A 16,223-nucleotide genomic window follows, 5' to 3' on the forward strand; every position below is an offset into this window, starting at 1 on the left:
GTTGCGGAACTTTTAACAAGAGATTTTTGAAAATTATTTATTTCCAGTTATATCATTAGCCTTAAAAATTCTGTAAAATTAAATTGCTATTAAACTTACATAATAGAAAGGTTGTCGATGATCTTCTGAATTATATCTTTCTTATTTTAAGAGTTTGGGGAAAAATCATAGAAGAAAGGATGGTAAATCAATGAAGAGAAAAAAGAGAATCTACAGGCAGCGGACGAGCTTGTTTCTGGCTGTACTATTGCTTGTCAGCACCTTCTTTCCAGGTGGCCTCGCACTAAAAGCAAGCGCTTCCATTGCTGAACATCTTGTAATCAGCCAAGTTTATGGCGGGGGTGGGAATAAGGATGCAGTCTACTCAAACGATTTTGTAGAATTGTACAACCCGACAGAAAAGGAGATTTCTCTAGAAGGCTGGTCAATTCAAAAAGCCAGCAGTACAGGGACCTCTTGGCAAAAAATTGATTTGAACGGAGTAATCAAACCTTATGGTTATTACTTAATACAAGGAAAAGCAGGGACTTCGGTCACTGATAAACCACTTCCTCAGTACGATGCAAACGATTCATCCTTTGATTTAAGCAGTACAAAAGGGAAAGTGGTTTTGGTCAATAATACGGATCTTGTTTCCGGTCAATATCCTGAAAACATTGTTGATTTTATTGGCTTCGGTGAAGGAACGGTTGGTTTTGAAGGGACGGGACCATCTGCGACACTAACGAATCAAACGAGTGCCCAACGGAGACCATATGCCAATGTGGATCCGGCAACCGGTAAAGGGAATGCATGGGATACAGATGATAATGTGTCTGATATTGTTAATGCAACTCCAGTTCCAAAGAACAGTGTAAGTCCTGTAGAGCCGCCTATGCAATCTGATAAGAGTTTGCAGCCGGTAGGAAACAATGTTCAATTTACACTTGATAGTTCTAACGGAAAAGTAATCGGAAACCCTGGAGCTGTTTTGGCAGATTCAGATATTAAAATCTATGAAACTTCCTCAAAAGGTACTGTCCTAGGCTCTAATAAAGCAGAAGCAGACGGTTCTTTTGAAGTAAGCCTCATAACAGATAAGAATTTATCTTCAATCTTTATCACTGCAACACAGGCTGGAAAAAAAGAAAGTAATGCGGTCGAAATAAATCTGGCCACTGCCAGTGAGGGCGTTAATGCTGAAAATCTTAGCTACAGTGTTGATGAAAACGGAAATGGGACATTGATCGGAAATGAGGGAGCAGCTGTTAGTAATTCCCTGATCAATGTATACCCTGATTCATCAGCAAATAAAGCGGAGCGCCTTAATTCTGAGGTCACCGAAGCCATGTCAAATGGCGGATTCAGTGCAATCACCTTTAGCAACGCACCTGAAACAGTTTATGTGACCCAGCAATCAAGCAGTGCGAATGGGATTATGCTTGAAAGTTCGCCTGTCTCTGTTGAAAAGGCAGATACAGACGCTGTCACTCCTTTGAACGTTGTAAAACAAACAGATTCCAAAGGGCTTTTGACAAATCTTAATCAATATTTCACTGTCGAAGGTGTTGTCACTGTTGATAATGGAATAATGGGGACACAGAAGAATAACTTCTATATCCAGGATGCGACAGGCGGCATCAATATATTTGGCAACTATGATTCAGAGTTGACAATTAAACGCGGGGATAAGCTGCGAATCACAGGTAAAGTCATTGAGTATAAGGGACTAACTGAATTAGAAGCTACTGCCATTACTAGAGTTGGCGAAGGTAAAACTCTTCCAGCAGCAAAGGAAACGACGATTCAGGAATTAAACACGTTTACTGTAGCGGAGCTTTTGGAAGGCAGCCTGGTAAAGGTAACTGGTAAAGTTTCCGCTGTTTCTGGTTCAGGTAATGTAAATGTTACTTTAGTGGATGAAAATAATAAATCAACAACTGTCAGGGTCATGTCAGCAACAGGAATCAATACGGATACTGACCTTGTAATCGGTAAAAGCTATTCAGTAACCGGAATTGTTGGCCAATATACATCTTCTACTACATCACATACAAACGGATATCAAGTATTCCCTCGGGATAAGAAAGATATTGCAGGTGAACTGGGTGTAGAACATACACCATTAACAGAAGTCTATAAAAATACTCATATTGAGTTTGTAGCAAATGCCAGCGGCGCAGAGTCAGCTGCCGTATACTACAAGGCAAAAAATACCGCTGAGTATACAGTTCTCCCTATGACTGCCGGCAGCGATGGCCGATATACTGCGGTTTTGGAAGCATCTCAAGTTCCTGCGGATGGATTCGATTATTTTATTGAAGTTAAAGCAGGAGAAAGTGTTAAGACATCTGGTACAAAGGATGCTCCGTTTCAGGTGAAAGTGGTTTTGGATGAAGAAGGGCCAAGAATTTACAGCGAAACTCCTGTAGGAGGATCGAAAGTTGAAAGTCCACGCCCTGAAATCTCGGTATTGCTCGAGGATCCAAGCGGTGTGGATGAAACAAGTGTGAAAGTTTCGCTTGATGGCAGCGAACTTACTTCGGCAACCATCTCAAAGAGCCAGGTGAAATTCGTTCCTGCTGAAGATCTATCTCTTGGTGTTCATACCGTTAAGGTAACAGCAAGCGATTCAAGAAAAAACAACAGTACGTATGAATGGACATTCGAAGTAGTGCCACGCTTTGAAGGCGGACAGCATTTCCGTGGTACAACCCATAACCATACAAATATTTCACATGATGGTGCGGGTTCACCTGAGGATGCTTTAAAAGCAGGCAAGAAGTACGGCTACGACTGGTTTGCATTCTCCGATCACTCACATGACATCGATCCGTCTTTGCTTGGACAGGATACAGTTGATCGTGACGGAATGCAGGAAAGAAAAGGCGGTGCAGACTGGCAGTTAACAAAAAAACTTGCTGCCGACTACACCAAAAATGATGAGTTCGTGGTATTCCCTGCGTTTGAAATGACTGCCACTACCTGGGGACACTCAAATATCTTTGGGACAGAGAACTTCATCGATCGCAATATTAATGGAAAAACATATCAGGATTTAAACAATTATTACGCATGGGTCATGAAATACGATGACATAGTCGGGCAGTTCAACCATCCGGATATGTCAAAAAATGCGTTTAACAACTTTAAACCTTACGATAAAGGAGCAGACAAGCTCTTTACAATGTTGGAAGTTGGTAACGGTTCAGGTCACTACGGTTACGCTAATGCGGAAAAGAAGTTTTTCTCAGTACTTGATTTAGGCTGGCATGTGGCACCGACTTATGGTGAGGACAACCATGAAGGTACTTGGGGACAAACAAGAGCCCGTACGGTAATCGTCGCTGAGGACCTTACTCAAGAATCCCTTCTTCACTCAATGAGAAATATGCGAGTCTACATGGTTGAAGATCCAAACTTCACACTCAATGTGAAAGCAAATGGATTCTACATGGGTTCAACAGTTGACAGCAAATCATTGAAGTTCGATATTTCGGGCAGTGACTTTGTCGCAGAGTCGAGGAGCATACCAGAATATGACTACCTGGCAGCTGATTATCAATCCGACGACCGAATTGAAAAAGTAGAACTGATCACGAATGGCGGAAAAGTTGTAGATTCTATTACCCCTATGGAAAAAGAGTTTACCTGGGATCCATCCTATACAGTTACTGGCGGACAGCAATGGTTTGTCGTAAAAGTAACCCAAAAGGATGGCGAGCAGATGTACTCCGCTCCAATCTGGTCAAAAGAAGAAGCTGTGGATGTGAAAGTAAATGGAATTGATGTCGAGGGAGATGTCATCATCGAAGGAAATCCAGCGACGTTAAAATCCAACGTAAGCAATAATGGAACACAAGAAGTTAAGAATATAAAAGTGGAGCTTTATTATGATGAGGTTAAAGAAGCAAACCTGATCGGTTCACAAACGATTTCTTCCATCATTCCAAAAGGTGTGGGAACGGCTTCTGCGGTCTGGGAGAGCCCGATGAAGGGAGACCACGAAATCATCGCGGTTGTTACCTCATTGGATGGACTGGACCTTGGTGATTCAACCTTTGTTTTACAAGTGAAAATTAAAGAACCGCTAGGCATAAAAGTAATGATCGATGCCAAGCATGGCAATGAGAACACAAGTGGTGACAGCGGATCCTATAAGGATAACCTGAAATCCTTCACAACAATGATGCAAAAAGAGGGATATACAGTTGCCGAAAATAAAGCAACTTTCACGGATGCTTTACTCAGTGATGTAAATGTTCTGGTCATTACGCATCCAAAATATGCTTATACGGCGGACGAAAGCGCAGCAATCGCGAAGTTCGTTAAAAACGGCGGATCAGTCCTAATGGCGAGCAAGAGTAACTATGGTACAGATCCTACGATTAATAATGCAATGTTGAGTGAGATTGGTACCGAAATCAGAATGGGCAATGACGGAGTTTTTGATGTAAGTGAAGACGGAAACTTCTGGAGCGATCCAAGTAAGAGTCCGTTTGCGGTAAGGGTATTCCCTGAGCCTGTCTCCAATTACATCACAGACCGGGTATCCTTCCTGGACTACTATAGCGGTGGAAGCTTATCAGGAGCTGATAACAAGCCGTTGACAGATAGTGATAAGGTTACAATCCTTGCAAGAGGAAACGAAACTACTTATCAGGGAAGCGTAAAAGGCGGTTATACTTACGATGATGTTTCAGATGAAACCGGTGGCTCAGCTATTCCGTTAATTGCCTCCGAGGAAATCGGCGAAAATGGCAGGGTTATCGTATCAGGAATGAATATCTTTAACGATAAGCAGCTCGATGAATCATATGAGCCAAAAGGCAATGATGAATTTGCGCTGAACGCGGTAAACTGGCTTGCTCATCGCGGAACAACAGTTTCTTCAATTGGTGATGCAAGAGACCTTGCTGAAGATACACCTGTAGTGATTGAAGGAACAGTCACAACCGGAGCCGGAGTTTTCTTTGACGCATTCTATGTACAGGATGAAACTGGCGGAATCATGGCTTTCCAGGAAGTTCCTGCAGGATCATTGAAGCCTGGTGATAAGGTCCGTATCTATGGACATATCATCACATTCGATAACAACAAGGAAATCGAGTTTGCGAAGTTTGATCAAGACGTAATCAAAATTAGTGAGGGAGACCCAATCCAACCAAAAGATGTAGCTACTGGCGAAGCTACTTCTAATGCTAACCAGGGGCTTCTTGTGAAAGTAACAGGTAAAGTTGTTTCCCAATTTGACGCCAACTCTTATATCATCAACGACGGGTCAGGCGATGTATTGGTATTTACAGATGGCTATATCACTAACCAGAGTGGACCAGTTCCAGTTCTGAAAGTAGGGGATACTTTAGAGGCAGTCGGTTTATCAGGCTCTTTCGCGGAAGGTACAAGGATTCGTGTACGTGATACGAAAGAACTTGTAAAGGTAGATAAAACAGCACCTGTCACTACAGCAACAGTAAATCCTGAAAGTCCTACTGGCAATAACGGCTGGTACACAACCGATGTCACTGTCACACTGACTTCAGTAGATGAAGAATCAGGTGTGAATTCACCAGAATACAGGATTAATGGTGGAGAATGGTTGGAATATACAGAAGCTATCCAATTTAATAAGGATGGTGTTTTCACTCTCGAATTCCATGGTTCAGACGTTAGCGGAAATGTTGAAGAGATCAAGTCCATTGAAATCAAAGTGGATAAGACTGCTCCAGAAACATCCGTTACGGTAAACCCTGAAAACGCAACAGGTACAAACGGCTGGTATACCTCTGATGTGACTGTTTCTCTATCTGCCACAGACTCGATGACGGATGTTAAGACGACACAATATCGTATTAATGGTGGAGAGTGGACAGCGTACTCAGATGCATTGCAATTAACGTCCGATGGAATCTACAAGATTGAATACCAAAGTGTAGATGGGGCAGGAAATGTGGAAGAAACGAAAATGAAGGAGATTAAGATCGACCAAACAGCTCCTGAATTATCTGTTTCAGTAGATAAGCCAACCCTCCTTGTGCCAAATCACAAGCTAGTCGATATCAAGGCATTGCTAGACTACAGTGATGCCAGATCAGGAATAAGTTCGGTAGTATTGGAATCAATCACGGTTAATGAAGTAAACGCAGACATCAGTGATATAAGTGGAGCGTTATATAAAACGTTAGATACGGATTTTGCCCTTCGTTCCGAAAGAAACGGAAAAGGCAATGGACGCATCTACACCATCACATATCTAGCTACTGATCAGGCCGGAAATACAACAGAGGCTCAAGCTACTGTTACGGTGTTAAAAGGAAGATAAAAATAAAAAAGACTGCATATGAGAAACCTTATGTTTCTTCATAGCAGTCTTTTTTATTAGCGCCAATCTTTTATTTATGCTCATACCAGTTGCATCCACACCACTTTCATTATTCATGTTCACGCTGCTTTTTTGTTTGATTGCTAATGACAGTTAACAATAATAATTTTTCTTCCGGGCTCAACATGCTCCAGCTTCCTGCTTTTACTCTCATGTAAAACACTCCTTATTAACTGTATTTTTTTTACTTTTGCTTCTGTAATCCTTATATACCGCCTTTTTTAAAAAATCAAACAACAAAAGTTTCTACAAATTACCAGTTGGTTCTACATGCATGTCCCGGCTCTTTTGTCGAAGGAGATCAAGGTAGCGAGAAGTATGGGGGATTTACACCAAAATTTGGATGAAAGTGCAATTATTTTATTTTTGCGTGCAAATAATACTCTTAAACGCGCAATAATCGTGAAGAACGGTGCAATTACTACACCTGACCGTGCAATTAAGTCGCTTAACGGTGCAATTATCCACATGCGACAAAGAGACCCTGCTATTTTTACGAGTATATCCACTCGGTCCCAGGACCTAGATGACATTACTAACCAAGTCTGTAGAAAAAGAGGTTGTTTTGAAGTATTGTATAAGGAAGAAAACATTTTTTAACAGCATTTGAAACATTCTGCGCCTCCTATTCGTATAAATAGGAAGATTCAATACAGGAGTCGATGACTAATGAATAAATTCCTTTTACGATTCATGCAAACCGGTTCGGCAATCCCTTTTTCGGCATTTATCTGGCTGCTGGCGTATGCCGGTTTTGATCAGACGTTCTGGATGTCTTCGCTATATGGGTTCATCGGCGGGGGTGTCATGTTTTTTGGAGTAGGGTATTATCTTGAAAGAAGAGTCCTTGAAAAAAACCGACTGACAAAGAAGGAATACAAATATATACAGAGAAATCTTAAAGAAGCGAATGTGAAGATTAAAAAGGTCCAGAAATCGCTCTTTTCGATCCGCCATATCCGTTCGTTGAAACAAAGAATGGAGCTGCTAAGGCTTGTGAAAAACATTCAGCGGCTAAACACTCGTGAGCCAAGGAGGTTTTTCAAGGCAGAACAGTTTTATTTTTCCCATCTTGATTCCATCATGGAACTGAGCGAAAAGTATGCCTTCCTTTCCTCCCAGCCGGGTAAAAACCGTGAGCTGGAGCGCTCATTATATGATACACAGGATACATTGAAGGAGCTTACCAAAATCGTTGAGAAAGATTTGAGCTATATGCTGGCTGACGATATTGACCATCTGAATTTTGAAATCGACGTAGCCAAGCATTCGATCAAAAAACTAAATGAAATTCCTGACGAGACCAGGAGGTTAAAATAATGACAGAAAAAAACCCAGAACTTTTAAAAAATACTGGCAATATCATGGATGATATATTAACAAATCCGTTTGGCGATTCACCGGAATTGCAGCTGCAGCCTAGTCCACAACAGCACGAAAGCAAACCGGTCAAGCTGATTGATGTTATCCCTGAGGAAAATCGCCAGAGAGTTTACCAATTGGCAGAGCAAATCGACCCGAAAAACCATCAGGCCATGATCCAATATGGTACCCAGGCACAAGGGAAGCTGCTGACTTTTTCTCATGCGATGCTTGAGCATGTCCAGAAAAAGGATGTCGGTGAAGTAGGGGAGATCATCAATGATTTGATGAAACATCTCAATGATATTAACCCAGAGGAACTCAGTGCTGAAAAGCAATCATTCTTTGCCCGGATGTTTGGCAAGATTTCGGGTTCTGTCCAGGAGATCCTCTCGAAGTATCAGAAGACAGGCGCCCAAATTGACCGGATCAGCGTGAAACTGGACCGAAGCAAAAATGTACTTCTATCCGATATCGGAATGCTCGAGAAGTTATACGAAACAAATAAAGAGTATTTCAACGCACTAAACATCTATATCGCTGCAGGCGAACTTAAGCTGGAAGAGCTGCACGAAAAAACAATCCCTGAACTGAAAAAAGCGGCGGAAGCTTCCCAGGACCAAATGAAGTTCCAGGAAGTCAATGACATGATCCAATTTGCCGACCGCCTGGATAAGCGCTTGTATGACCTGAAGCTAAGCAGGGAAATCACGATTCAGAGTGCACCGCAAATCCGCCTGATCCAGAATACCAACCAGGCCCTTGTGGAAAAAATCCAGTCCTCAATCGTGACAGCTATCCCTCTTTGGAAAAACCAGGTTGCGATTGCCCTGACATTAATCAGGCAGCGTCATGCAGTGGAAGCGCAAAAGCAGGTATCGAAAACGACAAACGAACTGCTTCTGAAAAACGCCGAAATGTTGAAAACAAACACAATCGAAACCGCGAAAGAAAATGAACGCGGCATTGTCGATATCGAAACATTGAAGAAGACACAGGAAAACTTGATTACAACATTAGAAGAAACTTTGAGAATCCAAGAAGAAGGTCGTACGAAGCGACGTCAGGCTGAACAGGATTTGGCCACGATGGAGAATGAGTTGAGGCTGAAGCTGTTAGAAATAAAGGATAAATAATAACTGAACATAATGAAGAGATGCCTGCTCATAAAGAAAGTCTTATGGGCAGGCATCTTTTTAAAATTGGTAAAAAGAAGCCTTAAATCATACCCGTAAAAAGTTCAGATATCTTTCGTGCTTTATGATTAATAGATTAGCTATTACCTTAACAAGTATTATAAAAAAGTTTAAAGTTGCGTTAGAAATGGTACTAATAATTATGCAACTTATTTTAAGTAATTTAATAAAAATTTTAAGTGTCTGAGGATATTGCAAATATGTTGATAAGGGAGGAATCATGGTGTTCAAATGGATGTATAACTTAAAGTACAGATTTCATTTGGCTTTACAGTATTATAACCAGGCGCTTATAAAAGATGCCCTATGTGATAAATTGAAAGATAGCTTGATTCGAAAAGCAAAATACCATGAAGAAAAAGCAATTTCACTTCTATCAAAGAATGGTAACTACCATTTTTAACTCAGGTAGATAACATTATTTCTTTATTACAAAACCGTTAAAAAGACTAGAATAGTGGTTTTGATGACTGTTATTATCCCTTCTTATTGGATTTATATCATACTTAATCAAGCTTGGTAACTGCCAAGTTTTTTCTTTATTCTCTTACATCCTTCTGTAAAGTTCCCTCAAAGTACTACGCATAATCTCTTTTTATATCTCACAAAAAAAGCAGAATAAATATTAATCAAGAGACACCATTCTACATACTTTTCAATCTCGTAATGGTATGATGTAAAGATATAGGTAATAATTGGAAGGCGCTTAATCCCTTCTCAACTAGTACCTTGCATGGTCGATATTATGTATATAGAATAATTTTATTTTAAGGGGATTAGGGATGGGGATTCGCGGCACGGTGTTATTTTTATTTTCTTTTTTGTTTCTGTTTGTCACAGGAGTAGCTGCTGATGAAGTGAAAGTTGAACCGCAAATTTCGAAGTTTAACACGGATGTCATTTTTGATGAAGAGAAAGAATTTGATAGCAGAGAACTTATAATAAAGTTTAAGCCTGGAGTATCTACTGAAGAAAAGGGGAGAATACTTCAATCCGTGAAGGTGAAAGAACTTTCTAATCTAGATAATTTCACATTAGGATCGGCTGCAAAAGGCGACGATTTAAAATCGATTGCTGAAAATCTTTTAAAGTATAAACAAATAGAATATGTTGAGCCGAACTATCAGATTGAACCTCACTTCACTCCTGGGGATCCGGGTTACAGCAAGCAATGGTATCTTAAAAAAATACAAATGCCCAAAGCGTGGGATACAACCAAAGGTGCTTCTAATATTACGGTAGCGGTCATTGATGCCGGTGTTCAAACGAACCATCCTGAATTGAAAGGGAAAATAGTATCGCCTTATGATGTAACTAGGGGAAGCACAAGTGTATCACCTGATGATCATGGTACACATGTCGCTGGTATCATTGCGGCAACAATCAATAAGTCCGGAATTTCTGGAATTGCCCCCAATGTGAAAATAATGCCGGTAGACGTTTTTGCTGGAGATGGAGCAAATGTCTACGATGTAGCTGAAGGTATTATGTATGCAGTCGACCATAAAGCTGATATTTTAAACTTAAGTCTCGGAAGCTACTATTATAGTTATCCATTGGAATATGCAGTCAGTTACGCCAAATCCAAAGGAGTACTTGTAGTCGCTGCTGCAGGAAATGATGATTCTTCAGAATACACATATCCAGCCGCATTGCCGTCTGTTTTGGGAGTTAGTGCTACTGACAGTCTTGATCGTATAACTCAATTTTCAAACTATGGGGACTATATTGATTTTGCAGCACCAGGAATGGATATATATTCAACGATTTCGGGTAGCAAATATGCAAGTTTAGACGGGACATCCATGGCTTCTCCGGTTGTTTCAGGTGTTTCGGCCTTGGTCTTATCTAAAAATCCCTTTCTATCGCCGTCTCAAGTCCAGAACATTTTAATCAAATCATCTTCTGACCTGGGTAGTAAGGGATGGGACTATCTCTATGGTTATGGACGGGTTGATGCGTATAAAGCTATGACGAATACACCAACACCGCTTCATAGTCTCAAGTTATCATCAAGCACATTTACTATGAAGGGTAGTAACAAGAATAACATCTCATTTTATGCACAGAATGGCACGGCTGTCTCACTTTATATCCAGAATTCAAAGGGAACAACTCTAAAAAAGCTTTTAGTAAATAAAAAGTGGTCGGGAGGAAAAGTAACAGTTTCTTGGGATGGCAGGATGGATAACGGAGCATATGTAACTAGTGGAACCTATAAGGTCTTAGCAAAAGCCACAAATGGAAAAAAAACGGTTTACAAGAGTACAACTTTAAAAACGATTGATAAAGTCACTCCATCAATACAGGTGGCGAGCAGTATTTTCTATTCTCCTCCTGTCAGAGGAAAGCTCGTTGTACCTTACCATTTAAATAAAAGTGCAAAAGTGACCGCCACTATTTATGATCGTAACAATAAACTAGTTAAGAAAATATTAAACAATAGTTCAATTTCTTCGGGCAAAAGATCATTAGTATGGGATGGGAAAACGAGTAAAGGCAAAAAAGTCAGCGATGGAAAATATACACTTATTATGTCTGTTATTGACTCGAGAAAGGTCAAAGGAACTACTAGAAGGACAGCAATAAATGTAGATTCTATCAAGCCTGCAGGTAAAGCGACATTGTACTCATCAACCTTGAAGATGGATGGAAAATCAAAACCTGTCCTTAAAATGGATTTTAAAGAAGCGGTACATTTAAATGCTTATGTAACGACAGATAAGGGCACAAAGATAAAGAAGCTGGCTTATGGAAAGTACTATAAAAAGGGTGTTTCAAATATTCATTGGGATGGAAAAAATGACAAGGGCCAGTTCGCATCTGAAGGGAAATATCAAATTTACCTAGAGTACAGAGATAGTGCTGGAAATAAAGCAACCTTAAAAAGCTCTTTATTTGCTCTCCAGGATTGGCTAAAGCCTACTGTTAAATCGTTACCAAACCTTGAATATCGCTCAAAAACAAATGTTCCAGTTTCTTATTCCATCAGTAAACCTGGATATGTGACTGTCCAGCTTATAAAGGAAAACACCCTTCTTCGTACGGTACAAACAAGTACCTTTAAAACAAAGGGATCCCATACATTTATTTTTGATGGAAAAGACCAGTCAGGAAATTATTTAGCAGATGGAGCTTACCAATTTAAGATTGTTATGACAGATAAATATAAATTGGTCAACCAGTTTATAGGCGGTATTAAGATTGCTTTAACAAGAGTGGAAATAGAATATTCGCCGGTGATTTTCTATGATCCTTTGGAAGAGCGAAAGATTGATGTCTTCTACAAATTGTCCGAACCAGCAAAAGTTACGATTGAAATCTTTAACGAGTATAACGATAAAGTAAAAACTATTACTACGAATACGCAAGCGCAGATCGACAATTCATTCAGTTGGGATGGTATAGATCCTAACTATAATGAGCACGGTAGCTTATACTTTTATAGCATCAGAGCAGTAAATAATGTTGGAAATGAAACGGTAGTAAAAGGGAAATTGATTAACGAAGAGAATTCGGCTTGGGTAGAGTCAATTACACATACATTCCTTCCTGATGATGAATACATTGGGAGGAACAAGCAGCTTAATCTTCATATCTCGCTAAATCAGCCAACAAAACTCTCTATGAAAGTTTTTGATTATTATAGTGAAACTCTATTAGAGCAAAAAGAATTTACATTAACCCAGGGGATGAATACTATAGAATATATTAAATTGCAAAGCACTGACCAGTACTATCTCCTGGATTTCAAAGACCATTTAGGAAACATTGTTTACAGTTACTATTTGAGAGATTAACATTTATTAAGGCATACCTGATACTCGGGTATGCCTTGTTTTTGGTAAAATTTCTATATATTTACTACTTAAAATATATTAAAATTATTTATTATGAATTAATCATTGGGAGGATAATACGTGCAATTTTTACGAAGAGTGTTATTAACAACTATTGTTTGGGGTTTGCTTATTCCCGGCATCTTGCCATCACATCAGGTACAGGGAGCAACTTTAAGTTCCTATCAATCTTTTAATCAAAATTTATCAAAAGAACTAAAAAAATACATAAAAAAATCTGGAGGCACAATCACTCTTCATTATCGAGAATTCTCGACAGGTGATGAGTTTAAGATGAATAGCACCAGTGCCAAGAAAGCGGCGAGTACGATAAAGCTGCCTTTGGCTTTATATGTAATGGAACTTGCTGCTGAAAAGAAAATCAACTTAAACGAAAAGCTTACATATAAACGGCATCATTATTATGGTGGCAGTGGTGTCATCCAGAAGAAAAAGTTTGGTTCAAAATATACTATTAGAGATTTAGTGAAAAAAGCAATGATCCATAGCGATAATATTGCCTTTATTATGCTCCGCGAAAGAGTAGGCAAGAAGAATTTTATTGCTTACATGAAAAGAATAGGAGGGAAGAATGCTTATCCTAAAGGGCAGAATCTTACATCTGCTTCTGACTTGATTGTGTATACCAATCGCTTATATAACTTCTCGACAACAAATGCATTAGGGAAAGAATTAGTAAGTTATTTAAAAAAAACGGATTACAATACTACAATCCCTAAAGGAATTAAAGGCGTTTCGACTGCTCATAAGGTTGGGATGATTCCGGCTTCGAGAATTTATAATGATGTTGGAATCGTATATGATAAAAATCCTTTTGCCCTTGCCGTGATGACGAATAATCTCTCCTATACTAAGTCACAAAAGGTGATTGCGGATATTTCTTCAATTGTTTATAAGCATCATAAAGAAAAGAATAACGTTCATTACTTTAAAACGAAGAAGGCTACTCCTGTTCATTTAATACCAGTATCCACAACAAAAAATATTGGATCACTGGCAAGAGGTCAGGTATTTAAAATAATATCTGTTAAGGGAGAGTGGTATGAAATCCTTTATGGGGGAAAAAAAGGATATGTTCGTAAAAACACTTTAACCGCATACACAAGACCGCCTGCTTCTGGGTTTGTAAATCGTTCTATAAAAAATAATGGATGGATAAGCGCTAAATATTATACTCAAGTTTTAGATAAACCTGATCCTTCCGGAAAAGTATTAATGTCATTATATAAAAAGACCTCCATTTACGCGGAATCAATAAGTGGCAATTACTATAAGACTATAATAGGTAACAGAGTTGGATATGTATCCAAGGATTCTGTTCAATTGTTATATACAGCGAATGTGAAGCATTTTGAAATTGTCAAAGAGGATGCTAGGATTTATTTTCTTAGGAACGGAATATATGTTCATATGGGCGAGTTGAAAAAAGGACAGATATTTACCCGGACTAAGGATGCAGGGGCATTTAATGAGGTACAAATAGGCAACATAAAAGCTTATGTGCACAAATCGGATACCAATCCATTATTTAGTGCTACGATTGTATATCCCATCAGTAGCAATGATGTAACGGGTGAAGTTAACTTTAACCTTGTCCAGAAGGTATACAGCAAACCTTCTGCAATCGAAGCAGATATCATAGGAAGTTTAAATTATTCCCAAAAGGTGGGCTTTTTAAGAGTGATTGATGGCTGGTATGAAATAAACTTTCTGGGGAGAAAAGGATATATACAAATTGAAAACCACCAATAAGACAAATGCAAAAAAGGGTTCCTTAAATAGGAATCCTTTTTTGCATTAAAAGGGTCAATGCACAACACATCAAACAATTGCCTTCAGGTGGAGGAGCTCCATTTTTTCATAGTTATTAACGAATAGTAAATCTTTTGTCGTAATTGTAAATAACTTATAGTTTTCGTTATTTATTATGCATACAAGCTTTCTGCAAAGAAACTTAGGATATTATAGTCAATAAATAAGCCGAAAATGAGGAGGATTATTGCAGGAATAACAAAGACAATTCTAGCCAATAATGAAATTTATAGTAATCGTGAATGGCCAGAATAAAATCTAAAGAGCTGGAGGAGTATGAATGGACGAAATTGGTGAAGTGATTGTAACTATATTACTGGGGTTGTTTTTTGTACTCTCTGTTTATGTTAGCCTCAATACACTATATTATGTATTTCTTACTTTCTTTGGCTTTGGAGCAGCTAAAAGAGATTATGAAATAATAGAAGACCAAACAAGATTTCTTATCCTGGTTGCAGCTCATAATGAAGAAAAAGTTATAGGATCCACAATCGATAATTTGAAAAACATACGATATCATAGTGACCTTTATGACATTTACATCGTAAATGATAATAGCACAGACAGAACCGGTGAAATTTGCGAAGCTAAAGGTATGAAATACATTAATACTGGTGAAAAGCTTTTCCCGAGAGAAGGTGTAGGGAAGCCTGCTGGATTGCAATATGCTTTAAGGTTTTTAGGTTTTGAAAAACTTCAAGAGAAGTATGATTGTTTAATGATATTGGATGCGGATAATCATGTCGATCCCGATATCCTTATCGAATTGAACTCACAGTTTATCGCCAAGGGTAGGCCAGAGGCGATTCAAACCTATTTAGATTCCAAAAACTCCGGTAATAATCTGTCTTTGGGTTATGCCATGAGCTATTACATCACCAATCGTTTTTTTCAGCTTGCAAAATATCGTGCAGGATTGCCCAATGCTATTGGTGGCACCGGTTTTATTGTCAGGATGGATTATTTAATGAAGCATGGTGGCTTCCGCTTCCATTCCCTCACAGAAGATCTTGAATTAGAAATGGAAATAGTGAAAGACAACGGCAGGGTATTATGGAATCATTTTGTCCGTGTTTATGACGAAAAACCAGAGAATTTCAAAATAAGTATCAAGCAGAGGACACGCTGGTCACAAGGACATTGGTATGTAGCTTTTACAAACCTTAAGCCAATGGTGAAGAAGCTTTTTACTGACAAAGGAAAGCTGAAGATTATTGATCAATTGATTTATTTATTTGGCATGGCACGTGCTGTCCAAATGACCATTGTTCTAATCGGAATTTTGGTCGCTTCAGGATACGGACTCGCAACACAAAATACAGAATTACTATCTAGTGCTGGAGAACGTTTCATATTTCTAATTTTTGGTGCCAGTATCATTTCATTAATATTATTCACTTATCAGCTGTTGATTTGTATGTACTATGCCATAAGGGTTGATACAGATCATAAATTCAGATTCTTCCGTATGAGCGTATCTGTTTTCTATTATGCTTACACATTTATATACGCCCAGGTAATGGGGTTAATTAAATGGAAGCAGCAGCACACCTGGGTGAAAACAGAACATAATAAGACAGCAAGAGAAAACCCTTAATCCTGGAGAGTTTGTCTATATTTTACCCTAAAAGA

General features: G+C 39.0%; 6 protein-coding genes. All 6 read left to right on the forward strand.

Annotated elements, in window-relative coordinates:
- Nucleotides 1–190: 190 nt before the first annotated feature.
- On the forward strand, nt 191–6,301 hold the full coding sequence (locus tag J7E38_RS07265; RefSeq protein WP_214706173.1) for a DUF4350 domain-containing protein: 6,111 nt from the start codon (nt 191–193) through the stop codon (nt 6,299–6,301).
- 729 nt (nt 6,302–7,030) lie between these two features.
- Entirely contained in the window at nt 7,031–7,681 is a 651-nt protein-coding gene (locus J7E38_RS07270) for a 5-bromo-4-chloroindolyl phosphate hydrolysis family protein (RefSeq protein WP_214706175.1), read from the forward strand.
- Nucleotides 7,681–8,859, forward strand: coding sequence for a toxic anion resistance protein (locus J7E38_RS07275; RefSeq protein ID WP_214706177.1), 1,179 nt, complete (start codon nt 7,681–7,683; stop codon nt 8,857–8,859). The genes J7E38_RS07270 and J7E38_RS07275 overlap by 1 nt, the downstream gene beginning before the upstream one ends.
- An 842-nt stretch (nt 8,860–9,701) precedes the next feature.
- Nucleotides 9,702–12,719 (forward strand): S8 family serine peptidase, encoded by a 3,018-nt coding sequence (locus J7E38_RS07280; RefSeq protein WP_214706179.1) that lies wholly within the window; start codon nt 9,702–9,704, stop codon nt 12,717–12,719.
- Nucleotides 12,720–12,839: 120 nt separating this feature from the next.
- A complete protein-coding gene (locus J7E38_RS07285) occupies nt 12,840–14,531 on the forward strand; it encodes a serine hydrolase (protein ID WP_214706181.1) in 1,692 nt (563 codons plus the stop codon).
- 340 nt (nt 14,532–14,871) lie between these two features.
- The gene (locus J7E38_RS07290) at nt 14,872–16,188 is read left to right on the forward strand and encodes a glycosyltransferase family 2 protein (protein ID WP_214706182.1); all 1,317 of its coding nucleotides are present in this window, start codon (nt 14,872–14,874) and stop codon (nt 16,186–16,188) included.
- Nucleotides 16,189–16,223 lie beyond the last annotated feature (35 nt).

This window comes from Bacillus sp. ISL-35 (assembly GCF_018613355.1).
In the GTDB taxonomy this organism is placed as follows: domain Bacteria; phylum Bacillota; class Bacilli; order Bacillales; family Cytobacillaceae; genus Mesobacillus.